25 protein-coding genes are annotated in these 22,917 nt (G+C 66.7%); 12 read left to right on the top strand and 13 right to left on the bottom strand.

Annotated elements, in window-relative coordinates; all coding sequences use genetic code 11:
* Positions 1 to 62 precede the first annotated feature (62 nt).
* Positions 63 to 794, top strand: a complete 732-nt coding sequence (locus tag OG203_RS14895) for a TetR/AcrR family transcriptional regulator C-terminal domain-containing protein (protein WP_405166241.1) — start codon at positions 63 to 65, stop codon at positions 792 to 794.
* A gap of 4 nt (positions 795 to 798) precedes the next feature.
* On the opposite strand, the gene OG203_RS14890 is transcribed toward OG203_RS14895, so the two are convergent.
* Positions 799 to 1,626 (bottom strand): TetR/AcrR family transcriptional regulator C-terminal domain-containing protein, encoded by an 828-nt coding sequence (locus tag OG203_RS14890; protein WP_405166240.1) that lies wholly within the window; start codon positions 1,624 to 1,626, stop codon positions 799 to 801.
* A 94-nt stretch (positions 1,627 to 1,720) separates the two neighbouring features.
* Here OG203_RS14890 and OG203_RS14885 point away from each other — a divergent pair, with 94 nt between their 5' ends.
* Both OG203_RS14885 and OG203_RS14880 read left to right on the top strand, forming a co-directional pair.
* Positions 1,721 to 3,013 (top strand): fatty acid desaturase family protein, encoded by a 1,293-nt coding sequence (locus OG203_RS14885; protein WP_405166239.1) that lies wholly within the window; start codon positions 1,721 to 1,723, stop codon positions 3,011 to 3,013.
* Positions 3,010 to 3,516, top strand: coding sequence for a DUF5994 family protein (locus tag OG203_RS14880; RefSeq protein ID WP_405166238.1), 507 nt, complete (start codon positions 3,010 to 3,012; stop codon positions 3,514 to 3,516). Before OG203_RS14885 ends, OG203_RS14880 begins: the two co-directional genes overlap by 4 nt.
* Here OG203_RS14880 and OG203_RS14875 read toward each other — a convergent pair whose 3' ends face one another.
* On the bottom strand, positions 3,517 to 4,326 hold the full coding sequence (locus OG203_RS14875) for an SAM-dependent methyltransferase (protein ID WP_405166237.1): 810 nt from the start codon (positions 4,324 to 4,326) through the stop codon (positions 3,517 to 3,519).
* Positions 4,327 to 4,420: 94 nt separating this feature from the next.
* Here OG203_RS14875 and OG203_RS14870 point away from each other — a divergent pair, with 94 nt between their 5' ends.
* The 3 genes from OG203_RS14870 (at position 4,421) to OG203_RS14860 (ending at position 7,235) form a co-directional block, all read left to right on the top strand.
* Complete coding sequence (locus OG203_RS14870) at positions 4,421 to 5,602, top strand: cytochrome P450 (protein ID WP_405166236.1); 1,182 nt, start codon at positions 4,421 to 4,423, stop codon at positions 5,600 to 5,602.
* A gap of 84 nt (positions 5,603 to 5,686) precedes the next feature.
* Complete coding sequence (gene ligD, locus OG203_RS14865) at positions 5,687 to 6,655, top strand: non-homologous end-joining DNA ligase (RefSeq protein WP_405166235.1); 969 nt, start codon at positions 5,687 to 5,689, stop codon at positions 6,653 to 6,655.
* A 16-nt stretch (positions 6,656 to 6,671) separates the two neighbouring features.
* Positions 6,672 to 7,235 (top strand): hypothetical protein, encoded by a 564-nt coding sequence (locus tag OG203_RS14860; RefSeq protein ID WP_405166234.1) that lies wholly within the window; start codon positions 6,672 to 6,674, stop codon positions 7,233 to 7,235.
* Between the two features lie 66 nt (positions 7,236 to 7,301).
* On the opposite strand, the gene OG203_RS14855 is transcribed toward OG203_RS14860, so the two are convergent.
* From OG203_RS14855 to OG203_RS14825, 7 genes are all read right to left on the bottom strand, one after another.
* Positions 7,302 to 8,813, bottom strand: coding sequence for an alpha/beta hydrolase (locus tag OG203_RS14855; RefSeq protein ID WP_405166233.1), 1,512 nt, complete (start codon positions 8,811 to 8,813; stop codon positions 7,302 to 7,304).
* 53 nt (positions 8,814 to 8,866) lie between these two features.
* Complete coding sequence (locus tag OG203_RS14850) at positions 8,867 to 9,430, bottom strand: phospholipase D-like domain-containing protein (protein ID WP_405166232.1); 564 nt, start codon at positions 9,428 to 9,430, stop codon at positions 8,867 to 8,869.
* 68 nt (positions 9,431 to 9,498) lie between these two features.
* Positions 9,499 to 10,401 carry an N-acetylmuramic acid 6-phosphate etherase gene (murQ, locus tag OG203_RS14845; protein WP_405166231.1) on the bottom strand — a complete coding sequence of 301 codons (903 nt, stop codon included), beginning with the start codon at positions 10,399 to 10,401 and terminating at the stop codon, positions 9,499 to 9,501.
* A gap of 47 nt (positions 10,402 to 10,448) precedes the next feature.
* The gene (locus OG203_RS14840; protein WP_405166230.1) at positions 10,449 to 11,324 is read right to left on the bottom strand and encodes a MurR/RpiR family transcriptional regulator; all 876 of its coding nucleotides are present in this window, start codon (positions 11,322 to 11,324) and stop codon (positions 10,449 to 10,451) included.
* Positions 11,317 to 12,483, bottom strand: a complete 1,167-nt coding sequence (locus tag OG203_RS14835; protein WP_405166229.1) for an anhydro-N-acetylmuramic acid kinase — start codon at positions 12,481 to 12,483, stop codon at positions 11,317 to 11,319. The genes OG203_RS14840 and OG203_RS14835 overlap by 8 nt, the downstream gene beginning before the upstream one ends.
* Positions 12,483 to 14,015 (bottom strand): sodium:solute symporter, encoded by a 1,533-nt coding sequence (locus OG203_RS14830; protein ID WP_405166228.1) that lies wholly within the window; start codon positions 14,013 to 14,015, stop codon positions 12,483 to 12,485. Before OG203_RS14830 ends, OG203_RS14835 begins: the two co-directional genes overlap by 1 nt.
* A 73-nt stretch (positions 14,016 to 14,088) precedes the next feature.
* Positions 14,089 to 15,015, bottom strand: a complete 927-nt coding sequence (locus OG203_RS14825) for a BadF/BadG/BcrA/BcrD ATPase family protein (protein WP_405166227.1) — start codon at positions 15,013 to 15,015, stop codon at positions 14,089 to 14,091.
* Between the two features lie 343 nt (positions 15,016 to 15,358).
* Here OG203_RS14825 and OG203_RS14820 point away from each other — a divergent pair, with 343 nt between their 5' ends.
* On the top strand, positions 15,359 to 15,511 hold the full coding sequence (locus OG203_RS14820) for a helix-turn-helix domain-containing protein (RefSeq protein WP_405166226.1): 153 nt from the start codon (positions 15,359 to 15,361) through the stop codon (positions 15,509 to 15,511).
* 43 nt (positions 15,512 to 15,554) lie between these two features.
* Here the strand turns inward: OG203_RS14820 and OG203_RS14815 are convergent, their stop codons facing one another.
* From OG203_RS14815 to OG203_RS14805, 3 genes are all read right to left on the bottom strand, one after another.
* A complete protein-coding gene (locus OG203_RS14815) occupies positions 15,555 to 16,109 on the bottom strand; it encodes a hypothetical protein (RefSeq protein WP_405166225.1) in 555 nt (184 codons plus the stop codon).
* A gap of 172 nt (positions 16,110 to 16,281) precedes the next feature.
* A complete protein-coding gene (locus OG203_RS14810) occupies positions 16,282 to 16,887 on the bottom strand; it encodes an NADPH-dependent F420 reductase (protein WP_405166224.1) in 606 nt (201 codons plus the stop codon).
* Between the two features lie 41 nt (positions 16,888 to 16,928).
* On the bottom strand, positions 16,929 to 17,747 hold the full coding sequence (locus OG203_RS14805; RefSeq protein ID WP_405166223.1) for an inositol monophosphatase family protein: 819 nt from the start codon (positions 17,745 to 17,747) through the stop codon (positions 16,929 to 16,931).
* Between the two features lie 116 nt (positions 17,748 to 17,863).
* Here OG203_RS14805 and OG203_RS14800 point away from each other — a divergent pair, with 116 nt between their 5' ends.
* The 5 genes from OG203_RS14800 to OG203_RS14780 all read left to right on the top strand — a co-directional run bounded on the left by OG203_RS14800 (position 17,864) and on the right by OG203_RS14780 (position 22,663).
* Positions 17,864 to 18,784: a LysR family transcriptional regulator gene (locus OG203_RS14800; protein WP_405166222.1), complete on the top strand. Its 921-nt coding sequence runs from the start codon at positions 17,864 to 17,866 to the stop codon at positions 18,782 to 18,784.
* A gap of 86 nt (positions 18,785 to 18,870) precedes the next feature.
* A complete protein-coding gene (locus OG203_RS14795) occupies positions 18,871 to 19,536 on the top strand; it encodes a CorA family divalent cation transporter (protein WP_405166221.1) in 666 nt (221 codons plus the stop codon).
* Positions 19,537 to 19,689: 153 nt separating this feature from the next.
* A complete protein-coding gene (locus OG203_RS14790) occupies positions 19,690 to 21,297 on the top strand; it encodes an ABC transporter substrate-binding protein (RefSeq protein WP_405166220.1) in 1,608 nt (535 codons plus the stop codon).
* A 129-nt stretch (positions 21,298 to 21,426) separates the two neighbouring features.
* The gene (locus OG203_RS14785; RefSeq protein ID WP_405166219.1) at positions 21,427 to 21,858 is read left to right on the top strand and encodes an ATP-binding protein; all 432 of its coding nucleotides are present in this window, start codon (positions 21,427 to 21,429) and stop codon (positions 21,856 to 21,858) included.
* Positions 21,848 to 22,663 (top strand): RNA polymerase sigma factor SigF, encoded by an 816-nt coding sequence (locus OG203_RS14780; RefSeq protein ID WP_405166218.1) that lies wholly within the window; start codon positions 21,848 to 21,850, stop codon positions 22,661 to 22,663. The genes OG203_RS14785 and OG203_RS14780 overlap by 11 nt, the downstream gene beginning before the upstream one ends.
* Here the strand turns inward: OG203_RS14780 and OG203_RS14775 are convergent.
* Positions 22,652 to 22,813 (bottom strand): hypothetical protein, encoded by a 162-nt coding sequence (locus OG203_RS14775; protein WP_405166217.1) that lies wholly within the window; start codon positions 22,811 to 22,813, stop codon positions 22,652 to 22,654. The two genes, OG203_RS14780 and OG203_RS14775, sit on opposite strands and share 12 nt — an antisense overlap.
* Positions 22,814 to 22,917: the final 104 nt, after the last annotated feature.

The raw sequence follows: 22,917 nt of genomic DNA, 5'->3' as shown, positions 1-22,917 counted from the left end.
GTCAACGTCGTAGGCCTACACCCGTGACCTACCGAGACGCTGAGGGAATGAGGACCGCCGGTATGACCGTGCCCCCCGCCAAACGCGGCAATTCTCGATCGGGAAACTCGCGAACCGACGGCGCGACTTCGGGTCGGGGCGAGGGTCCGGTGACCAGGGCGGCCGTGTTGGACGCGGCGCTGGCGATCATCGACAGCGATGGTGTGGACGGGTTGTCCATGCGGCGACTGGCCGACGCGGTCGGGCGGGATCCGATGGTGATCTACCGGCACGTGCCGAACAAGGCCGCCGTCCTCGACGGTGTCGCCGAGATCGTGTTCGCCCAGCTGTCGGTCGACCCCACCGACTCGGACTGGGTCGCGCAATTGCGAGCGGTCGCGCGTGACTTCCGTGGGCTGGCGCTGGCGCATCCAAAGGTGGTGCCGCTGTTGGTGACTCGCCCGCTGGCGACGCCGCTCGGCTTGCGCCCGACGTCGGTGGTGCGGCCGCTCGAGGACATGCTCGCGCTGCTCACCCTGGCCGGTTTCGCGGGGGCGGACGCGCTGCATATCTATCGCGCGCTGTTCGGGTTCCTGTACGGGCACGTGCTCAACGAGTTGCAGGAGATCGTCGAACGCCCCGACGAGACCGACGAGGTGCTGCGGCTCGGGCTGCATCGGCTGCCGATCGCCGAGTTCCCGCTGCTGCGTGAGCTCGCGCCGGTGCTCGCCGCCTACGACGGCGCCGTCGAGCTCGAACGCGGGCTCGACATCCTGCTCACCGGCCTCGCCGCGACGCTGCCAGGGCCGGGCTGACGGCCTAATCCGGCCCGCTCCCACCCTCGGCGTCCCAACGCTGCTGTGCGGCAACCAGTTCGGCGATTCGGGCGGTGTCCTCATCGGCACTCAGGTTCGGCAGCGGCGCGTCCGGGGTCATCGTCGTGTTGAGACCGTCGATCAAGATATCCAGGCCGAGTTCGAGTTCGGCGAGACCGTCGTAGGCGGCGAGGTCCGAGGCGAGGCTGCGGAGCAGGGGGAATTCGCCGATGGGCAGGCGGTTCAGTCCCATGCGCAGTAGGTCGGTCGTTTCCTCCGGTCGTTCGACGACTTCCTGTAACTCGGTGAGGATGTGGCCGTAGAGGAAGCCGAACAGCGCCCGATAGATGTGTAGTGCGTCGGTGCCGCTGAAATCGGCGTGGGTGAGCAACTCGAGCATGTGCTCCAGTGGCCGCAGGGTGCCCGTCGGCCGCAGTCCGATCGGCGTCGCCAGCGGGTGGGTGACCAGTAGCGGAACCACATTCGGATGGGCGACTGCCAGCCTGCGGAAATCGCGTGCGACGACCCGCAATTGGTGCTGCCAGTCGGGGTCGGTGGCGTCGACCGACAGCTGAGCGAACACGATCTCGGCGACGCCGTCGAGCACCGCGGCCTTGTTCGCGGCGTGCCGATACAGCACCATAGGATCTCGGCCGAGTGCCGCGCCGAGACGCCGCATGGACAGCTGGTCGACGCTGTCCTTGTCGATGATCTCCAACGCGGCCGCCAGCATCGCGGCCCGCGTCAGCGGATTGTTCCTGCCGTTCTTGCGTGCGGGGGGAGGCGCCTCGGCGTCCAGGGGGTCGTCGGGTCCGGCCCTGATTCGATTCATGGAATCGAGCACCTCTTCTGCTAAACGATGCGCTGTTAACGTTGTAAGCCTACGCTGTAGACATACGCTGTGACGGAACTCGAGGACACCAAGAATGGCAATTACTGAAGTTGCTGCCTATGCGCACCTGAGCGCGGCGGATGTCGAGGCGCTCGGGCTCGAACTCGACGCGATCCGCCGCGACATCCAGGAGCAGCGCGGTGCCAGCGACGCGACCTATATCCGTCGCACCATCGCGTTCCAGCGCGCGCTCGACGCCGCGGCCCGGCTCACCATCGGGCTCAGCCGAGGCCGGACCGGCTGGCTCGCCGGGACCGCCGGGCTGGCGCTGGCGAAGAGCATCGAGAACATGGAGATCGGCCACAACGTCTGCCACGGCCAGTGGGATTGGATGAACGACCCGGAGATCCACTCCAGCACCTGGGAGTGGGACATGGCGGGTGTGTCGGCGCAGTGGCGCTATTCGCACAACTATCGCCACCACATCTATACCAACGTGCTCGGCATGGACGAGGACATCGGGTTCGGCGTCATGCGGGTGACCCGCGACGAACGATGGAAGCCGGGACATCTGCTGCAACCGCTGCGAAACCTGTTGCTGGCGGCCACCTTCGAATGGGGCATCGCGCTGCACGGCCTGTATTCCGAACGCGATCGTGCGGTGGGCGCGGCGGAGAAGGCCGCGCACACCAAGGCCTTCCTCGGCAAGATCGCCAGGCAGACCGGCAAGGACTACCTGCTCTTCCCGGCGATCTCCGGACGACGCTGGCGGCGCACGCTCGCCGCCGACGCGAGCGCGAATGTGCTGCGCAATCTCTGGGCCTACGTGGTGATCTTCTGCGGCCACTTCCCTGATGGCGCAGAGAAATTCGAGCCGACCGTCGTGGCGGACGAGACGAAAGGGGAGTGGTATCTGCGGCAGATGCTCGGCACCGCGAATTTCGACGCGGGCCCGGTTCTTGCCTTCCTCAGCGGCAACCTCTGCTATCAGATCGAACACCATCTGTTCCCCGACCTGCCGAGTAATCGGTATGCCGAGATCGCGCTGCGGGTGCGGGCGCTGTGCGACAAATACGACTTGCCCTATACCAGTGGGTCATTGCTTCGTCAGTACCTGCTGACCCTGCGCACCATCCACAAACTGGCGCTGCCGGACAGCTTGCTCACCGCGACGGCCGACGACGCCCCGGAGACCGCCTCGGAACGAAAGTTCTACGGCGACAAAGTATTCGACGCACCCGATAGCGGTCGGCCACTCGGCCGCAGCGGGCTGCGCACCGCGCTGCGGCGGGCCGAGAAGTCCCGCGTCGCCGTTCGGCGATCGCAGCACCGCCCGATTCGGATCAATCCGGCCGATACTCGGCCTAGGCAGGAGGATCGGCCATGACGAAATCGAAGACTCGCGTCGTCGAACGCACGCTGCGCCTGCGGCTCAAGCCCACAGCGCCCAAAACCGGTTACGTCGACGGCGCCTGGTGGCCGCACAGCGATGAATTGGCGGCCGAGCTGCCCGCGCTGCTCGCGGCCGTCGCGGGGCGGGTCGGGACGATCCATCATGTTGCCTATCCGCTCGGCGAGTGGGCACGCACCCCCGATGAGCTCGTCGTCGCAGGTCAGACGGTGCGGGTCGAGGGAATTCGGCAGGGGACCGGGCACACCGTCGAGCTGCTCGGCGTGAAGAATCGCAGGGTGGTGCTGTTGGTCGTGCCGCCCGGCACGGTCGAGCGCGACGCGATGGCGACGATGACGTCGGCCTCCGCCGTCGACAATGAATCTGCGGTCGATGAGCTGCTGACGGCGGGCACCCGCCAGCGCGGCGATCACGCCGAAGGTGTTGCCGCGGTGCAGCGTTGGGTTACCGAAGGTGGTGCCGACCGAGGGTCGCGCTGATCAGGGAATGCGGGCGACCGCGCCGAGCATGGAGACCGCCTCCGGCCTCGGGTGCGGGCGCCATTCGCCGGGACGCCACGTCATCACCGAGCCGATGCCCGGCGAGACGAGTTCGAAGTCGGTGAAGAAGCGGGTGAATTCCTCGGTGGTGCGTAATCGGAACGGAACCCCGCTGCGTAGGTTGGCCGCGTTCGCCTCGGCGAGCTCGTCGGGGGAGAGATGGTCGCTGGTGGCGTGGGTCATCACCAGGTAGCTGCCCGAGGGCAGCGCGTCGCACAGCTTGCGCACCAGCTCGTAGGGGCCGTCGTCGTCGGTCATGAAGTGCATGATGGCGACAAGCATCAGCGCCACCGGCTGGTCGAGATCGAGGACTCGGAGCAGGTCGGGGTGGGTGAGGATGCGGTCGGGATCGCGGATATCCGCGTCGAGGTAGGCGGTCGCGCCCTCGGGGGTGCTGTTCAGCAGTTCACGGGCGTGCACGAGCACGATCGGGTCGTTGTCCACGTAGACGACGCGCGATTCGGGGGCGATGCTCTGCGCGATCTCGTGCACATTGCCCGCGGTGGGCAGGCCAGCCCCGATATCGAGGAACTGCCGGACGCCCGCGTCGGCCAGGTAGGCAACCACGCGCCGCAGGAAGCTGCGATTCTCCAGCGCGGCCAGGCGAATGGTGGGAAACGCCTCGGCAACCATATCGGCCGATTCCCGGTCGGCGGGGAAGTTGTCCTTGCCGCCCAACCAGTAGTCGTACCGGCGCGCCGGATGTGGCTTCGACACATCGATCTTCGCGGCTGACGGCTCCGAGTTCACAACGCCCTCAATTCATCTCGACTATTGTCATCATGTCAGCTCGAGTTGCGAACCGGTAGCGATGGTGGTGTCGCACCGCCCGGAAGGCTCCGCCATGTCATTGCAATACAGCCCATACGACTTCGACGTGCACAGCGACCCGTACCCGTACTACGCCAGGCTGCGTACCGAGGCGCCGGTCTTCCGTAACGATACCGATGATTTCTGGGCGCTGTCCCGGCACGCGGATGTCCTTGCCGCACTGCGAGATTCGGACCGATTCTCGAACGCGAACGGTTCCATTCGGATGGAACCGGCGTTCTGGGGGCCGCAGGCGGAGCAGATGTTCTCCTTCGTCGCGATGGACCCGCCTCGGCACACCCGGCTGCGCGGGCTGGTCGCGCGGGCCTTCACCCAGCGTCGGGTGCAGGGTCTCGAGCCCCGGTTGCGGGAGATCGCTCGCGGGCTGCTGGCACCCCTGCTCGAGCGCGGCAGCTTCGATCTGATGGCCGAATTCGCGGGTCCGTTCCCGACCGAGGTGATCGCCGAATTGGTCGGCGTTCCCCAGGGGGACCGGGACATGCTCCGCAAACTCGGCATGGAGATCATGTACAACGACGAGGAATCCACCGACCTGCGGCCCGAGGCGGTGCAGGCGATCGGCGCGGTCATCGGCTACTACACCGAGCTGACCATCGCACGGAGCCAGGACCGGCGCGACGACCTGCTCTCCGGCCTGCTCGACGCGGCGGACGGCGACGATCGGCTCACCCCCGAGGAGATCGTCGGGGTGCTCATCCTCCTGGTCGGTGCAGGCATCGAGACAACCATGCTGACCATGGGCAACCTCTGGCACGCCGCGTGGCAGCACCCCGACCAGCGGCGCAAGGCGTTCGACGGGCAGATCGACGCGTGGATCGCCGAGGCGATGCGCTACGAACCGTCGACGCAGACCGTGCTGCGCACGGCGACCGAGCAGTTCGAACTGCACGGGGTGACCGTTCCGGCGGGCGCGCGCATGCTGCTGGCGATCGGGTCGGCCAACCGCGACCCCGAGGTGTTCACCGACCCCGACCGGTTCGACCTTGACCGCGACACCAGCGCGTCGCTGGTGTTCAGCAGCGGCAGGCACCACTGCCTCGGCGTCAACCTCGCCCAGTTACAGATGCGCGTCGCACTCGAGGAGATCGTCGCCAAGGTCGCCGACTACGACATCGACCCCGACGGCCTGCGCCGCATCCACGCCTCCAACACCAGAGGCTTCGCCGCCCTGCCCACCACGATCACGGCCCGCTGAACCGACTCGGCCCTCAGCCAGCTGCGGTCGCGGCCGTGCGACACCCGGGTTGACCGGGCTGGCCGGGGCGGGCAAGGTGGGCCGATGGGCAGTGAAGAGGTCCGTGCCGGGGTTGCGCTGACCAATCTCGACAAGCCATTGTTCGACGGTGCCGAGGCGACCAAGCGTGATTTGGTCGATTATCTCGAGGCGGTTGGTGAGCGGCTTGTGCGGCAATTGCGGGGTCGTCCGCTTTCGGTGATTCGGGTGCGGCCGGGGCAGGAGCCGTTTATGCAGAAGAACCTGCCCAAGTACACCCCGGATTGGGTGCCGCGGGTGACGGTGTGGGCCGAGAGTTCGCACCGTGAGGTGACTTACGCGCTTGGCGACGATGTGCGGACGCTGCTGTGGTTCGGTAATCAGCGTGCGGTCGAGTTCCATCCGACGCTGCTGCTTGCCGACCACAGTAAGGGTCCGACGCATCTGATCCTCGACCTCGACCCGTCGCCGGATCAGCCGTTCCGTCAGGCTGTGCTGGCCGCGAAGCTGATCCGCGAGGCCCTCGCCAACGACGGGCTCGCCGGTGCGGTGAAGACCAGCGGGGCCAAGGGCGTTCATGTGTTCGTGCCGTTGCGACCCGGCCTCGCCATCGATGACGTCGCTGCGGCGACCCGTGCGGTCGCCGCGCGGGCCGAGCGGCTCGATCCGGACCTCGCCACCACCGCCTTCATCCGTGAGGATCGTGGCGGACGTGTCTTCCTCGACTCCACCCGCGCGGGCGGAGCGACCATCGTCGCCGCCTACAGTCCCCGAATACGTCCGGGCACCACCGTGTCGTTCCCTGTCGCCTGGGCCGACCTCGACGACGTCACTCCCCGCGATTTCACCGTCCGCTCAGCGCCAGCTCAACTCGGCGACCGCGATCCGTGGGCCGATGAAATGCCCGAACCGCAAACCCTGCCCGCCGACCTCATCGCGGAAGGGCACACCATTCCCATCGCCCGCGTGCAAGCAATGCACGAGGGTAAACGCCGTGCCCGTGCGCGCCGCGCAAATGCCGAACCGGAGTCGTAAATAGTATTGCCTCCGCGTGCCAGCACCGATCGGCGCGAATTCTCTTGCCATACTGCTGGTCAGTTATAGCGGCCACCGGAAATGGAAGGGATTCTCAACTGTGCTACGTGGAAATCTGAGCTCCGTCAAGGGTTTTGCGCTGGTGTTGGCCGGTGTGTTCGGCCTTGGGTTGCTGGTCGGGGTAGCGCCGCCCGCACACGCCACTACCTGCGCGGCGGTACCGGATCGCAATGCCTATGACGGGGCTTGGAAAGGCGGCGAGCACAATACGCTGGTGACCGGATTCAATGGTCTCATCAGCTTCGGGGAGACCAAGTACACCAAAGCGGGGGCGGAGCCGGTGGTCTGGCTCGGCCAATTCACGGTAGACGCGAAGAATGTGCTGACAAAATGGACCGGAACGCAGTTTATCGGCGACGGCAGCACCCTCGACGCCCTCGTGTCGACGGTGACGTGCGATGCGAGCAACAAGCCGATCAGTTTCACCGCCGACGTTATCAATACGACCACAGACCACAAGAAGACAGATCTGGGCACTTTCACCCTGAACAAGGTCGCGATCGGTTCGATTTCGCGGTAGTTCCAGCGGTGGGCCCCAGCCGGATACGGATGCGGCTGGGGCCTGGTGGATCGGCATCGCCGGCCGTTAGTCGGGCAGCACGAGGCCGGTGGCGGGTGCGGTGCCGTCGATGAGATAGCGGGCGATGGTGTCCTGGGTGTGGCCGGGGTGGAGGAAGGACGTGTGTCCGTCACCGTCGCGGGTTACCAGGACGGCACCCTGAATCTGCGTCAGCATCAGTTGTGCCCAGCCGTAGGATGTGGACGGGTCGTGGGTGGCGTTGACGAGTAGCGGTGCGATGGTGGGTTTGGCGGTGGTTTCCCTTGGGGGATTGGTGAATTCGGCGGGCCACCCCTGGCACCACGCGACGTAGCTGTAGGACTGGCCGACGCCTCGGGTGTGCGGCGCGATGGTGCTGAGCAGTGTCTGCTGGGCTTTCAACGCGGGATAGGTATCGAAGTCGGCCTTGAAATCCGCGCAGCCGACGGCGAGGTCGGCGCGATTGCTGTCGGCGACCTGCTTGGCCGGGGCGAGATCGCTCGCGTCACCGTTGCGGGCCCGGTCGAGCGCGGCGGCCAGGCCGGGCCAGCCCTCGACGCCGACGTTCGGGATGGGATCCTTGAAAAGCAGATGGCCTTGGATGCCGCCGAGCAGGTCGACGGCCCCGACCTCGTCGCGGCAGTTGCCGGAGATCTGGCAGCCCGGCGCGGGCAACGGCTTTTGCTCGGCCCTGGCGACTAGATCATCGAGGACCTTGGACGGATCCTGGTCGCGCAGTACGCATTCCGCCGCGGACCGGCACCAGAGTGCGAAGCGGTTCCAGCTGTCCTCGAAGGCGATGGATTCGTAGTAGCTCATCGTGCCGGCGGGTTGCGAATGGACGAGCGCCCCGTCCAGCGCCAGGGTGCGGCTCTTGTCGGGGAAGAGGCGGGCGTACTCCGCGCCGATCTCGGTGCCATAGGACAGGCCGAGGTAGTTCAACGGCGCCCCGCCGAGGCGTTGACGCAGCACCTCCAGATCGCGGGCGACGTTGACCGTGTCGACATGATCGATCAGATCACCGGTCAGGCGACGGCAGGTTTCGCCGAACGCGCGGTTCGCCGCCACCAGGTTGTCGAATTCCTGTTGACTGCTTGGGAATTGGTTCGGCGGCCGGTTGGCGAGGTCGGGGTCGCAATGGATGGCCGGTTGGCTACTGCCGACGCCGCGTGGATCGAATCCGATCAGGTCGAAGCGCTGCCGGATACTTGCCGGGAAGAGACCCGGTTTGCCGCTTTCAGCGGCCACGATCTCCGTTCCCGCACCGCCGGGTCCGCCCGGATTGAAGACCAGGTCCCCGATCTTCTGACCCGTATCGCTGGCCGGCAGCCGGTTGACGCCGACCTGAATCTTCTTGCCGCCCGGGTTGTTCCAATCGAGTGGCACGTCGATGGTCGCGCATTGCACGGCGGCGCCATGGCCCGGTGGGCAGGCGACCCATTTGATGGGCTGCGTGTTGTTCGCGGCGTCGTCGGACGTCCTGTCGGAGCTGCATCCGGCGCAGAACGCGACGGCGGCCAGCGCGGAAAGCGCCAGCCGCGCCGCGGTTGTGATACCCATCAGCGGATACCCCCTCCATGTTTCTGTCTACTGACGGATCCGCGGCCCCGCGCTCAGACGGTGAGCGGGAGCATCGGGATCGAGTCGTCGCCGAAGTCGACCGGCGGCGCGGGCATGAGCTGGATGTCGCGTTCCTCGGTCCAGGCGTAGTGGCGCAGGGTGTTGAACTGTGCGACGAAGTGATCGCGCCAGGGCTGCGCGCCGAAATTCATCGCGGTATTGACCTGCAACCAGCCACTCGTACTGAAGTTGACCGAGCCCTCCCAGCATTGCGGGCCGCTCGGGGTATCCGCCACCATGCCTTTGGTGTGGCAGATGTACTTGCGGCCGCTGGTGCTGGTACCGATGGTGACCTCGATACCGGCGTCGACGAGCTGCTGCACGATCGGCTTCTGGGTCGGGCCGGCGGATTGGGTGCGGTCGAGGTAGAGGTGTAGCGGTACGCCGCGCTTGTGCGCGGCGATCAGGTTGTCGGCGGCATCGGTCAGGGTGAAACCGTAGGCGATGAGCCAGGTTTCGCCGGGCGCCGCGACCAGCTCGAGGAACCGTTTCTCGGCTTCCGCGTGGTCGTCGGGCATCAGGTAGCACGTCATCGGACCATTGATCACGAAGGGCATAACTGCACCGTACCGGCGATGTCCACCCCTGAGCAGGAGGCGACCTCGAGCAAGTCGCCGCGCAGCGCCTAGCCGTCGCCCCGGACGGCGGTTCGGACGAATCCGCCGGCTCCGGCAAGCAGCTTCCTGGCCGCCGCCACATCGACGCCGGTCAGCTGCATGACGATCGCGGTCTTCGGGTGGCCGTCGGCGGCGTCGAGCAGCGCTGCCGCGGTGGCGTAGTCGACGCCGGTCGCGTCGGCGATGATGCGGCGCGCCCGGTCGACGAGCTTGGCGTTGGTCGGCTTCAGGTCGACCATGAGGTTGCCGTAGACCTTGCCGGACTGCACCATGGTCGCGGTCGACAGCATGTTGCACACCATCTTCTGCGCCGTGCCCGCCTTCAAACGGGTGGAGCCGGTCAAAACCTCAGGGCCCGTTTCGATTTCGATGCCGACGTCGGCGTGCGCGCTCAACTCGGCATGATGATTGCACGAGACGCCGACGGTGGCGGCGCCGATGGACCGGCCGTGCCGTAACGCGCCGATCGCGTACGGGGTCCGTCCGCTCGCGGCCAGCGCGACGATCACATCGTCGGCGGTCAGGTCGATATCGGAGAGATCGTGCACGGCCCGCGCCGGGTCGTCCTCGGCGCCCTCGACCGCGTGCGCGAACGCGACCGGGCCGCCCGCGATGATCCCGATGACCTCGTCGGGCGCGGTGCCGAAGGTCGGCGGGCACTCGACCGAGTCCAGCACGCCGAGCCTGCCGCTGGTCCCCGCGCCGACATAGATCAACCGGCCGCCGTGCCTGCGCGCGGCGACGATCAGGTCGACCGCCCTGGTGATATCCGGAATCGCCTGCGCGACAGCGGAAGCCACCCCGGCGTCCTCGGAGTTCATGGTGCGCAACAACTCATCGACCGACATCGAGTCGAGTGCGGTAGTCCGCGGATTCGCTTCCTCGGTAGTCAAAGTACTGAGCTCGCGCATATCGCCTCCTGTGTCGTGCCGGAATATCGGTCGAACGAGTGCTGCTTTCATGGCGCCTTTCGCGTGGTACGGGAAATCCTGCGATCCGCGACCGCGTCATGGGTCCGGCGCAGCGCGATCGCCGCCGACGGCGTGCGTTGCAGGACACCGATATACAGCGCGTCGACGATGAGCAGCTGGCTCATCCGGCTCGCCATCGCGGCCGAACGGAAGCCATCCTCGCGGCCGGCGACCAGCACGGTATGCGCCGCCGTCCTGGCCAGCCTGGACTGCGCCCCCGCCGTGACGGCGACGGTCGTCGTCTGCCTGCCTGCGGCCCGGTCGACGGCGTCGACGACGGCGGCGGTCTCGCCGGAATGGGAGAAGGCGATGATCACGTCGCCGGCTTCGAGCAGGCTCGCCTGCACGAGTGCGTCATCCTCTGATGTGCAAGCGACACACCACATTCCGATTCGGGTCAGCTTCTGCGCCATGTCCATGGCGACCAGCCCGGACGCGCCGATCCCGATGAGTTCCACCCGCCGCGCGCTGACCAAGGCGTCGACGACGGCGGCCATGGTGGCCGGGTCGGCGAGGTCGGCGGTGGCCACCATGCCCTCGGTCTCGAAGGCGGTGAGCTTGTGCAGGACCTTCGACAGCGAGTCGTCGATGTCGATATCGGTCGCGAACACCGGCGAACCGTCGTCTTTGCTGGTGGCCGCCAAGGCCAGTCGCAGCTGCGGATAGCCTTCGTAGCCAAGTGCTTTGGATAATCGGACGACCGCGGAGGTGCTGGTCGAGGCGCGCTCGGCGAGTTCGCTCACGGTCAATTGCGCCGCGGCGGCGGGGTCGTCGCGAATGACCTGGGCGACCCGCAGCCCGGTCGGCGTGAGCCGAGGGATCGCCCCGAGTAACCGGGTGCGCACGTCGTCACCGTCAGACATGGCTCACCAACCTGAGCTGTCGCGGTGCCGCGCTTGGCGATTCGGGCAGGGTGAGCGGCCCGGCGCCGGGCGTGATCGAACCGAGCACCGTCGCTCGGGTCGCGCCGGTGCACGCCGCATCACTGCCCGCGAGGCCGTGCATGGTGAGGAAGCCGAGCACGGCGAACGCCGTGGCTTCCTTGGCGGCCGACGGCAGCCCGAGCTCGTCGGAGGTGCATAGGGTCGCGTTACCCAATCGCTGGCCGAGCATGCCCATCAGCGTCGGATTTCGCGTCCCGCCGCCGGACACGATGACTTCGTCCGGCTCGAAGGGCGCCAGTGCGTCGGCGATGGTATGTGCGGTCAGCGCGGTCATGGTGGCGACGATATCGTCCGTCGGCAACCGGTAATCCGGCAACACTCGCTCGACATACGCGCGGTTGAACAGCTCCTTGCCGGTCGTCTTCGGCGGTGCCGCCCGGTAGTAGCTATCGGCGAGAAGCGCTTTCAGCAGTCGCTCGTCGACCGTGCCGCGGGCCGCGCGCTGGCCGTCCCGATCGAAATGCTCCGCGCCGTCGGTCGCGAGTTCGACGGCGGCATCGATCAGCGCGTTGCCAGGGCCGGTGTCGAAGGCGACGGGGGATTCGCCGGTGACGGTCGCGTTGGCGATGCCGCCGATATTGAGTGCGGCCGAACGGCCGGGCCGTCCCGCGAGCCACAGCAGGTCGAACAGCGCGACGAGCGGGGCACCCTGCCCGCCGGCGGCGATATCGCGCGAGCGGAAGTCGTTGACGACCGGTAGCCCGGTCAGCTCGGCGATCCAGGACGGCTGGCCGAGTTGCAGTGTGCCGTATGTCTTTCCGTCGGTCACCCAGTGATAGACGGTCTGGCCGTGCGATGCGACGAGATCGGCTGTGCCGTCGAAGAACTCGCGCACCGCCGCGTCGGCGGTCGCCGCGAACTCCTGCCCGATCGCGGTGTCGAGTCGGCACACCGTAGCGATGTCGACCGTGCCCGGCGGCAGCGCGGCGATCAGTTCGGCGCGCAATCGATCGGGGTAGGCGCGGCTCAGCAGGCCGACCGTGTCGACGTGAATAGTGTTGTCCCGCAGGTGAATATCCGCGCCGACCGCATCGATCGCATCGTGCGATGTGCCGGACATCAAGCCGATGACGCGCACTAGGCCACCGCCTCCTTGATCGGCTCCTGCGGCGTCGGTTCGGGCGCCGGATGGAAGACGCTCGAGATCCCGCCGACGACCAGCGTGACGATCACCCCGATCGGCACCAGCCACTGCGCGGCGATGCCCTTCTCGGTCACCTTCCCGGCGACGGTGACATCGATCTTGATGACCCGCACGACGAACGTCATCACGATCACCGTGACCACGAACGCGAGCACCGCGTCGAACTGGTTGGCGCGCTTGATAAGTCGGCCGAGCAGGAACGCGCCGAGCAGTGCGCCGTAGGTGTACCCGGCGATGGTCAGCGCGGTGAGGTACACGTTCCCGGTCGTCGCGCTGAACCCCATCGCGAACAGCGCCATCAGCACCGCCCAGACGAGCGTCATGTAGCGCGCGAGCTTCAGCAGCGACTCGTCGGAGATCTCGCGGCGCGAGAAGCTGCGAACGATATCGGCGACGGTCGAGTTCGACATCGAGTTCAGCGCCGAGGACAGCGATCCCATCGCGGCGCCGAGGATGCCGGCGACCAGCAGCCCGGAGATCACCACCGGCAACCCGTGCAGGATGAAGTTGGGGTACAGGTTGTCGGAGGTGGCCAGGCCGAGCTCCTTGGGCGACTTCCCGCCGTTGTACGACCACAGCAGCGCGCCGACCAGCGAGAAGGCGGCGAACTGGATGGCGACGAAGATGCCGGAGCCGATCATCGCCTTCTGGCTGTCCCGCAGCGACCTGGTCGACAGGATGCGCTGCACGATCAGCTGATCGGAGCCGTGCGAGGCCATCGCGAAGATCGCGCCGCCGATGATCGCCGTCGGCAGCGCGAAGGTGCTGGTGAGCACGTGGGCCAGGCCGAAGTCGGTATCGAAGATGTGGAACTTGCCGTTGTGCAGCGCGTCCGACCAGCCCTTCGCGCCGACGTGCCCGGTGAGCACGCCGATCGCGATGATCGCGCCGGACACGTACAGACCCATTTGCAGCGCGTCGGTCCAGATGACCGCCTTGATGCCGCCGAGGTAGGTGTACACGACGGTCAGCACCGTCAGCACGATGATGATCACGTCGTAGCCGAGGTCGAGGCCGAACTCGCTGAGCAGCAGTTTGATCGGAATGGCGGAGGCGAACAGCCGAACACCCTCGGCGAGCAACCGGGTGAACACGAACGTCACCGACGCGACGCCCTGCAGGTAGCGGCCGAATCGCAGCTCGAGATACTGGTAGGCGCTGACGAATCCGCCGCGCTTGTACAGCGGGATCAGCGCGGTCGCCACGATGGTGCGGCCGATGATGTATCCGATGGCCAGCTCGACATTGCCGAAGGCCTGGTCGGTGTACGCGCCGCCGGGCACCGAGATGACCGTGAGCACGCTGGTCTCGGTCGCCACGACGGAGAAACACACCGTCCACCACGGCATCTTGCCCTCGCCGACGAAGTAGTCGGTGCTCGACTTCTGCTTTCCGGAAAGGCGAAGGCCGATCCACGCGACGACGACCAGGTAGACGACGATGACGGCGACGTTGAGTGCGTTCATCGCAGCTCCTCGGTAACGCGACTGGCGGATTGAAAGTAAGTGTCAGGGTCGATACAGATTCTGTCAACGAGTGTCACGTGATTCGTACCACCAATGCCTCCAGCACCGTTGTCGTGTCAACGGCGAGCAGCGCGGCACCGTCGATCGGGCCGCCGCGCGCCGTCCGTCGATCGATGACCTGCGCTATTGCCGCATCGAGCGGATCGAGGAGCGCCGGGCCGAGGTTGGCCAGTCCGCCGGTGATCGCGTAGGGCACCGGCGGGTGGATGCCGGACCGGTCGATCGCGGCGAGGACGGTGCGTGCGAGTGCGCGTCCGGCCGCCGTCATGAGGGCGGCCGCGGTCTCGTCCGTCGCGGCGGTCGCGGCGACGACAGGGGCGAAGCGAGCGGCGAGCAGGGCTGGGTTTTCGTGCTGGCCTAGGTGTTTCGGCAGTTCGTCGAGCTGCACCCCATAGTGCTCAGTGGCTTTCGCCGCGAGTTCGGTGTGCCCGCCGCGCCCGTCATAGGAGCGCAGCGCGGCACGCAATCCCTCGACCCCGATCCACGCGCCGCCGCCTTCGTCGCCGAGCAGTGGACCCCAGCCGTCGGTCCTCGTGAATCGTCCCGTCGCATCGACCGCCGTAGCCACGGCGCCGGTTCCGGCGGCAAGAACAACGCCCGGCGCGCCGCCGAGTGCACCGGCGTGCGCGGTCACCGCGTCGGAGGTGACGGCGACGGCTCGTGCGCCGGGGATATCGGCCAGCTGTCGCGCGAGGAGTTCGGCCGCGTCGGGCGCGGCGGCGGCACCCGCGGCACCGACGAACAGCGTGAAGGTCGTGTCGGCCAGTGCCAGTCGACCGACCACAGCGCGTATCGCGCGGTCCGCCGCCGCGACACCTCCGGCGTACGCCAGCCCGGGTGCGCCTGGCCCATCGGCGGACCGCGTCTCGCGTCCGTCGAGCCGAAGGGAGCCCCGGCACCCGGTCTTGCCGAGGTCGATCGCGAGCACGTGGTCGGTCATGCGGACCATCCTCGCGCGATTGCCCGCGCCGCGGTGTCGCACGTCGGGAACATTCGTTCAAGACACGCGCCGGGCGAGCGGCGACACCGACCTGGCCACCTCGGACTGGGAGCGCCACCCGGACATCGACGAACTGCTGATGGTGGGTAGATGACCGGCTGCCGGACTGTCGCCGTGCCCGGCGCGCATTCGTGGCGAGCGGGTCGAATGCGCGCAGCTGCGGCTTATCGACGGTGGCGGCGTATTCGCTGCTCGGCGTCGCGCTGTCCGACCTCGATGACGCGGTGGTCGATGTCGGCGAGCTGTGCGGCTGCGACACGCGCCGGTTGCGCGCGCAACTGCCATGCTGGTGCGCTTCGATCACGCGGCCGCCGGTTTGGCCGCGGGCGTCGACTTCGCCGAGGTCGCCTTCGCGTGCGGGTACGCGGATCAGTCGCACATGTATCGCGACGTAGTGAGCTTCACCGGGCGCACTCCCGGTGCGTTGATCGGCTGACGCGCGGTCCGAGGGGTACGCGCGTCAGCCGATGATCAGCGAATCACGGTGTGGAGTAACCGATCAGGGCGCCGATGCCCGCGCCGATGGGGATGGTGACCAGGGCGCCGACGCCGCCGAGGAAGAAGCCGATCACCGCGCCGATGCCAGCGCCGATCAGGGCGCCGATGCCGGCGTTGTACTGCTTGCGTGCCACGGTGTCGTCTTGTTCATCGACGAGTTGTGCCAGGCGCGAGCTGGTTTCCGGGGCGCTGACGGGGGTCATCGTCAGTGCGCGCCCGCTGTCGCTGATTTGTGGCCGCAGGCCGAAGGTTTGGCCGTTGGCGGTGAAGGACGTTGGTAGCGTCGCGACGACATTGCCCGCGCTGTCGGTCAGGGTGATCGCGGCGGCGTCACTGGTCAACGCGAAGACACCCGCGTCGACGGTGGTGATCACCCCGCTGCCATCCGTTGCCGTGGTGTATCCGATTCCATGATCAACGCTGGACACGCTGACCTCGGCCGACGGCTCCGATAATGGTTGGGCGTGAACGATGCCCGCGGTAATTCCGGTGGCGCCCACTGCGAGAAGGGCGGTGGCAAATCCTTTGACTTTCATCGTGTTTCCCCACATGTTCGGTCGGCCACGACAGCCGATACGTCCCCGTGAAGCCGGATCAGGCCACCTCCATTCTCACTCCGCGGCCTGCGTCGAGTGATCGATTCCGCGAATTCCGCGCAACGAAATTCGGTGAATTTGCAGGTGTTGAATTGCCACGAGCGCAGGGTATTCAGGCCGCGATGGTCAATGCGAAGGGAGCGAGACCCCGGTTTCGGATGAGCGAAGGGATAAGCAGCATCATGGCTTCCGTGCCGCGAGCGGTGCTGAGATCGCCGAGATCCTCGATCCAGTCGGTAGGCCAGCCGAGGTCGGTGAGTAGCGCGGTGACCACTGTTTTCGCCGCCGCGTCATTGCCGGAGAGGAACGCGGTGGGCGGTATGCGCAGGCTGTGCGGGTCGGTCATCACGGTGAAGAACATGGTGTTGAGCGTCTTCACCACTCGCGTCGCGGGCAGTGCCGTCTGCAGGAGTTCGGCGAGACTGTGCTCGGATCCGCTGGGGCCGTGGGTATTCGAGACGTCGACGAGGATCTTGCCGTCCAGCGCCGCCGACAGCGCGCCGAATCGTTGGATCGCGCCGTCGCCCGGAGTGGCGTTGATGACGAGTTCCGCACGGCGCGCCGTCGACTCGTAATCGGCGACGGTGATGGGTGCGCCGGTCCAGTTCAGTGCGTCGGCATTTCTGGTTCCGATGGTGACGTCGTGTCCCGTGGTGGCCAGTTTGTTCGCAAGCACGGTAGCTACTCGTCCGGACCCAAGGATTCCGATGGTGCTCATGGTCTGTTCCTCAGTGGTTGTAGGACAAAGGATTTCGATGGTCAACGGACTGTGGCGAGGACCTGCCGCGCCGCCGCGTGCAGTCCGGGAGCGGACGCGAGGAAGTCCGGGCTGCTCAGCTGCCACGGGTTGCCCTCGGTGTCGGTGACCGTGCCGCCCGCCTCCGCCACCAGCAGTGCGCCGGGCAACAGTCCCGAGCGGACGGCGCTGTACTGCCAGAACACATCCGAGCGCCCGGCGGCGACCTGGATCAGTTGCAGTGTCGCCGGGACCGACACCTTGATGACGAGTGCGGCCTCGAGCATGGCGGTGACCGATTCGCCGATGCGGCGGAAGGTATCTCGGTCCTCGCCCGGCTTCGCCTGCCCGGTGCCGACGAGCGCGGCATCGAGTCCCGTCTTGGCCGACGCGCGCAACGCGACGCCATTGCGGAAGGCGCCGCCGCCGCGCACCGCGGTGTAGGTCTCGTCGACCAGCGGGAGGTGTACCACGGTCAGGACCGCCTGGTTGTCGCGCACGAGTGTGGCGGTCACCGCCCAGTCGGTCATGCCGTGGATGTAGTTGATATTGCCCTCCACCGCGTCGGCGACCCACCATTCGCCTGCGGGAAGGTCGCCCGCCGCGAGTTCGTCGTCGACCCAGCCTGCGCCCGGCCTGGCCGCGAGCAACGGCTCGCGCAGGAACGGCAGCGATTCGGCATCGGTGGCGGTGATCGCGGCGAATACGGCTGCGCGGTTGTCAAGCTCGGTCCGCGGCACGAAGCGTTCGCGCAGGTGTGCGCCCGCGGCGCGTACCGCGGTAACCACCGCTGGCAGGAGTTCTCGGTCCGCCTCGACGGTGGCGTTCAGCAAAGTCGACATGGTGATCCTGTTCGAAAGAGAAATCGGGAGAAGTGTTTTCGTGAGTTGCTGCCTTAACGCTAGAAAACGTGACCGTTGTCGTCAAATGCATTCCAGTAAGTAATAGAGTTACTCTCATGCAATTGGATTTGAACCTGCTGACCGCGTTGGACGCGCTGCTGGAGGAGGGCAGCGTGGCCGGTGCGGCGGATCGGCTGCATCTCACGGCGCCCGCGGTGAGCCGGGCGCTCGGGCGGATTCGGCGGGTGATGGGCGACGAGATCCTGGTCCGGACCGGGCGGACGATGACGCCGACGCCGCGTGCGCTCGCGGTCCGCGAACAAGTGCACGCGCTGGTCCAGCAGGCACAGCTGGTGCTGTCGTCCGAACACGACCTCGACCTGACCACGCTCGAACGGACATTCACGCTGAAATGGCATGACGCCGTGGTCAATACGATCGGTCCCGACCTGCTCGCGACGGTCCGCGCGCAGGCCCCCGGCGTCCGGCTGCGCCTACTCGCCGAGGCGGACGCCGACACCGACGAACTGCGGCACGGACACGTCGATCTCGAGATCGGCTCGAATCCGCCTGCGTCGGCGGACATTCGGCACGAGATCATCGCGAACGACCGACTGGTGGTCGCCATCGGCCGGGACCATCCGGCGCGCACGTTCACTATCACCAATTACGTTGGTGCGGAACACATCACGGTATCGCGGCGCGGACGCCTGCACGATCCGATCGATGATCTCCTGCACGCGCGCGGGCTGACCCGCCGGGTCGTCGCCACCGTGCCGACGGTCGCCGCGGCGCTGCGGTTCGTCCGCCGCGGCGATCTGGTGGCCACCGTGCCGGAGCGGATGACCGAGGCGATGACCGCCGAACTGGGACTGCGCCTTGTCCCTCTTCCGCTGGAGCCGATATCGATCCCGGTGATCGCGGCCTGGCATCAGCGCTACGACGGCGATCGGGCGCATACCTGGCTGCGCGAACAGGTCCGCACCGCCGTCCATCAGGCCGTTGACCGCCCGGCAGCTCAGCACGGCCGCGAGTAACCGATCGTCGTTGTGTTCGCGCGATCGTCGCTCCGGCGACGCCAAGAACATCCGGACCGGTTGGTCGATTACCGTACGATGCCGCAGTGATTACCGAAGCTGCCGTCTATCTCGATGGCCTGACTCAGGTCGAGATGACGGAATACGGCCCGAACTGGCGTCAACCAGGTGCGTTCGCCTGGGTGAGCGTCCAGGAGCCGGACGCCGGGGATCTCGCGCGCCTGCACGCGGCGGTCGGTGTCGCCCCGCAGGCACTTTCGGCGGCGTACGAGGATCTGCAACGGCCCGGCATGCAGGTCGTCGAGGACGCGGTGATCGAGGACGGCCGCGCCGAACTGCGCGGCGGCCCGCTCGCCCTGTTGCGCGGCGTCCTCGATCTCGTCATCGACAGCTATCTGCTGCTGATCGACGACATCGATCGGGAGATCAGGTCGGTAGAGCGTGAAGTCTTCCCGCTGCGCGGTACCAACCCGGTGGAGCGGATCTACCGGCTGCGGCGACTCCTGACGGATCTGGAGCAGGCCACCGGGCCGCTGGTCGACGAGCCGCTCGAACGTCTCGTCCGCCGCCGCCTGCCGACCTGGGTGAGCGCGGACCCCTACGCCGCGGAAATCGGCGAACAGGCGCTGCACGAGATCGACCGGCACTTCCGCCAGATCGACGGGCGGGTCCGCAGCCGCCGCGAACTGCTCGATGGTGTGTTGAACGCCAACCTCACCCAGGTCGGGATCCGGCAGAACGACTGGCTCTGACCCGACACACCCGACGCCGGGAGCTGCGATCTGATGACAGCGCTCGGTGGAATCGCTACTGTCCGAGGACATTCAAGGCAGATCGTGTCGGCAAGCGCTGGTGATCTCACGCGTGTCGCGGGTTCTGCCCCTTCTCGACCTGGGGAGAACGCAGTGAGATTCACAAGAGCTGGCGCGTTGACGGCGGCGGTGTTACTGGCCACAAGCCTTGGGCTGTCCGGATGCTCGTCCGACGACAACACCGACTCGGGCATCGTCACGACCAATATCACCGAGCCGCAGAACCCGCTGCTGCCCGCCAACAACAACGACAATAACGGCAGCCGCATCGTCGACCGGCTCTTCGCCGGGCTGAAGTACTACGACGCCGACGGCGTTGCCCACGACGACATGGCGCAGTCGATCGACTCGACGGACCGGAAGAACTACAAGATCACCATCAAGCCGGACTGGAAGTTCACCGACGGTACGGCGGTGACGGCGAAGTCCTTCGTCGACGCGTGGAACTACGCCGCGCTCGGCACCAACGCGCAGCTACAGGGCTACGCCTTCTCGAACGTCGTCGGCTACGACGACGTTGCGGCGGAAAAGCCGACGGCACAGACGATGTCGGGCCTGAAGGTGGTCGACGACCACACCTTCACCGTCGCGCTGAAGAGCCCGTCGATCGACTTCGAACTCGCGCTCGGCTTCCAGCCGTTCTATCCGTTGCCGGAGGTGGCGTTCAAGGACATCAAGGCGTTCGGCGAGAACCCGATCGGCAACGGACCGTACAAGATGGCGCGCACCGGAGCGTGGGAACACAACGTCAAGGTCGATCTGGTGCCGAACCCGGACTACAAGGGCGCACGCCCGGCCAAGAACAAGGGCCTGCGGTTCACCATGTACCAGTCGTTCGACACGGCGTACGCGGACCTGCTCGCTGGCAACCTCGACACGCTCGACACGATTCCGGACAGCGCGGTGTCGTCCTATAAGAAGGACCTCGGCGATCGGGCCATCACCAAGCCGACCGCGCAGAACCAGCACATCAGCAGCCAGCCCAACATCCCGCACTTCGGCGGCGAAGAAGGCGTGCTGCGCCGCAAGGCGCTCTCGATGGCGATCAACCGAGAGCAGATCTGCGACAACATCTTCCACGGCACCAGGGTTCCGTCGCGCGACTTCACCGCGATCACGCTGCCCGGCTTCAACGGGAATCTGCCTGGCTCGGAGGTCTTGAAGTACAACCCCGAAGAGGCGAAGAAGGTGTGGGCACAGGCCGACGCGATCTCGCCGTGGTCGGGTCGCTACGAGATCGCCTACAACTCCGATGGCGGCCACCAGGCCTGGATCGAAGCGGTGGCGAACAGCATCAAGAACACCCTCGGTATCGAGGCGATCGGGTCGCCGTACCCGACGTTCAAGGACATCCGCACCGCGATCACCGCGGGGACCATCGGTAAGGCGTTCCGCTACGGCTGGCAGGGCGACTACCCGACGATGCTGCAGTTCCTCACCGCGGAGTACTACACCGGGGCCGGGACCAACAACGTCGACTACAAGAATCCCGAGTTCGACAAACTCATCGACGCCGCGCTGGCCGCGCCGAGCCTCGACGAGTCCTACAAGCTGGTCGCACAGGCACAGACCTTGCTGTTCCGCGACATGGCCGACATCCCGGTGCTCGACTACATCGCCACCGCCGGCCGGGGCGAGAAGGTGAAAAAGGCCGAACTCACCTGGAACGGCCAGTTCGATTTCGAGAACATCGAGAAGTAATCGCCCGGTGTGCCGCGCCGTCGGAAACGGCGGCGCGGCGGCACGGGTGTGCCCGCTGCCGAGCGCGACTCGGTCCGGGTAGGCTGACCCGTCGATCGGACACGCGCGCGTAAATGAGGTGGTGGCGGAATGAGTGAACGGGTATCCGAATCCGTGACGGAGACAACAACGGTCGCCGTCACGGTGCCCGCGTCGCCGGAGCAACTGACGATGCTGCGCGCGCTCGCCGAGACGGTGCTGCTGATCGCCGATTTCGGGCTCGACGAGGTGACCGATATCCGTCTCGCGCTCGACGAGATCGCGACCGTGCTGATGCAGGACGCGGCGCCCGGTTCGACCATCGATTGCGCGTTCACCTATCGCGAAGGCGTGCTCAGCGCCACCATCCGCGCGGTGGGTAAGTCCGAAACAGAGGTCGGCGCAGGAAGTTTCGGCTGGCATATCGTGCAGACCCTGACCGATTCGGTCACCGCGACCAGGGCGCCGTTCGATGCCGCCGTTTCCGGCTACCCGACTGTCGTCGACTTCGTCTGGGCCCGGGGCGACCTCGATGAGCAATGAGGCGACAGCGTCCGGCGTAGGCAGTGAGCCACGCCGACGTGGTGGGGACAGCTACGACAATATCGAGCCGCTGTTCCTCGAGCTGAGTGAACTCGACGCCGACGACCCGCGACGCGCGGTCGTGCGCGACGAGCTGATCAGTCGCTGCCTGCCGCTGGCCGAGCACATCGCGCGCAAGTTCACCGGCCGCGGCGAGAACTTCGACGACCTGCTGCAGATCGCCCGCGTCGGCATGGTCGCAGCGGTGGACCGTTTCGACGCCTCGCACGGTTCGCCGTTCCTCGCCTTCGCGGTGCCGACCATCATGGGTGAGGTACGCAGGCACTTCCGCGACTACACCTGGTCGGTGCGAGTTCCGCGACGGCTCAAGGAGATTCAGCAGACCATCGCGCCCGCGATCGAGACGCTCGCGCAGCGGCTCGGCCGGATGCCGAAGGCGCGCGAGATCGCCGACTATCTCGACGCCGACCTCGTCGAGGTCACCCAGGCGTTGATCGCCCGCAACGCTTACCAGACCACCTCGATCGATGCCGGTCTGGACAGCGACGACGACAGCGCGCCGCGTTCGCCGCTGGACACCCTCGGCGCCGAAGAGCCCGAATACCAGACCGTCGAGGACTACCTCGCGGTGAAGCCGCTCATCGCGGCGCTGCCCGAACGCGAACGCCAGGTGCTGGTCATGCGGTTCTTCGAGTCCAAGACCCAGGATCAGATCGCCGCGCAGCTCGGGGTGTCCCAGATGCAGGTCTCGCGGATACTCTCCAAAACGCTGAGTACGTTGCGGGAACAGGCATTACGCGACTGACACTGCCTGCGGCGGTGTTTCGTGGACGAGCGGTGGCCGGATCGGTTTGAGCGCGATGGCGGCGCCGGTCACCGCCATCCAGGTGGGCCGCGGGTAGAAGATGAGCCGCTCGGTGATGCCGATCTGCGGGCCGATCGCGAGCAGAGTCATGGAGCGTGAGTTCTCAACTGTAGTTCATCAGTGTAGGCCTACACTGTTGACAGTAGGACCTGGGCGGCGTGTACTGGGAAGACACAGACAGATCTGAGGATCAT

Origin of the sequence: Nocardia sp. NBC_01499 (genome assembly GCF_045040275.1) — a bacterium.
In the GTDB taxonomy this organism is placed as follows: Bacteria; Actinomycetota; Actinomycetes; order Mycobacteriales; family Mycobacteriaceae; genus Nocardia.
This window is presented reverse-complemented; position numbering and strand designations above follow the sequence as displayed.

Bases quoted from the DNA above. Each gene is read 5' to 3' on its own strand.
- OG203_RS14825 (WP_405166227.1), bottom strand. From the start codon at position 15,015: ATGACCGACCACGTGCTCGCGATCGACCTCGGCAAGACCGGGTGCCGG.
- OG203_RS14775 (WP_405166217.1), bottom strand. From the start codon at position 22,813: ATGACTCTGCTCGCGATCGGCCCGCAGATCGGCATCACCGAGCGGCTC.
- OG203_RS14880 (WP_405166238.1), top strand. From the start codon at position 3,010: ATGACGAAATCGAAGACTCGCGTCGTCGAACGCACGCTGCGCCTGCGG.
- OG203_RS14895 (WP_405166241.1), top strand. From the start codon at position 63: ATGACCGTGCCCCCCGCCAAACGCGGCAATTCTCGATCGGGAAACTCG.
- murQ (WP_405166231.1), bottom strand. From the start codon at position 10,401: ATGCGCGAGCTCAGTACTTTGACTACCGAGGAAGCGAATCCGCGGACT.
- OG203_RS14810 (WP_405166224.1), bottom strand. From the start codon at position 16,887: ATGAGCACCATCGGAATCCTTGGGTCCGGACGAGTAGCTACCGTGCTT.
- OG203_RS14805 (WP_405166223.1), bottom strand. From the start codon at position 17,747: ATGTCGACTTTGCTGAACGCCACCGTCGAGGCGGACCGAGAACTCCTG.
- OG203_RS14870 (WP_405166236.1), top strand. From the start codon at position 4,421: ATGTCATTGCAATACAGCCCATACGACTTCGACGTGCACAGCGACCCG.
- OG203_RS14815 (WP_405166225.1), bottom strand. From the start codon at position 16,109: ATGAAAGTCAAAGGATTTGCCACCGCCCTTCTCGCAGTGGGCGCCACC.
- OG203_RS14800 (WP_405166222.1), top strand. From the start codon at position 17,864: ATGCAATTGGATTTGAACCTGCTGACCGCGTTGGACGCGCTGCTGGAG.
- OG203_RS14785 (WP_405166219.1), top strand. From the start codon at position 21,427: ATGAGTGAACGGGTATCCGAATCCGTGACGGAGACAACAACGGTCGCC.
- OG203_RS14780 (WP_405166218.1), top strand. From the start codon at position 21,848: ATGAGCAATGAGGCGACAGCGTCCGGCGTAGGCAGTGAGCCACGCCGA.
- OG203_RS14850 (WP_405166232.1), bottom strand. From the start codon at position 9,430: ATGCCCTTCGTGATCAATGGTCCGATGACGTGCTACCTGATGCCCGAC.
- OG203_RS14855 (WP_405166233.1), bottom strand. From the start codon at position 8,813: ATGGGTATCACAACCGCGGCGCGGCTGGCGCTTTCCGCGCTGGCCGCC.
- OG203_RS14840 (WP_405166230.1), bottom strand. From the start codon at position 11,324: ATGTCTGACGGTGACGACGTGCGCACCCGGTTACTCGGGGCGATCCCT.
- OG203_RS14885 (WP_405166239.1), top strand. From the start codon at position 1,721: ATGGCAATTACTGAAGTTGCTGCCTATGCGCACCTGAGCGCGGCGGAT.
- OG203_RS14820 (WP_405166226.1), top strand. From the start codon at position 15,359: ATGCTGGTGCGCTTCGATCACGCGGCCGCCGGTTTGGCCGCGGGCGTC.
- OG203_RS14830 (WP_405166228.1), bottom strand. From the start codon at position 14,015: ATGAACGCACTCAACGTCGCCGTCATCGTCGTCTACCTGGTCGTCGTC.
- ligD (WP_405166235.1), top strand. From the start codon at position 5,687: ATGGGCAGTGAAGAGGTCCGTGCCGGGGTTGCGCTGACCAATCTCGAC.
- OG203_RS14890 (WP_405166240.1), bottom strand. From the start codon at position 1,626: ATGAATCGAATCAGGGCCGGACCCGACGACCCCCTGGACGCCGAGGCG.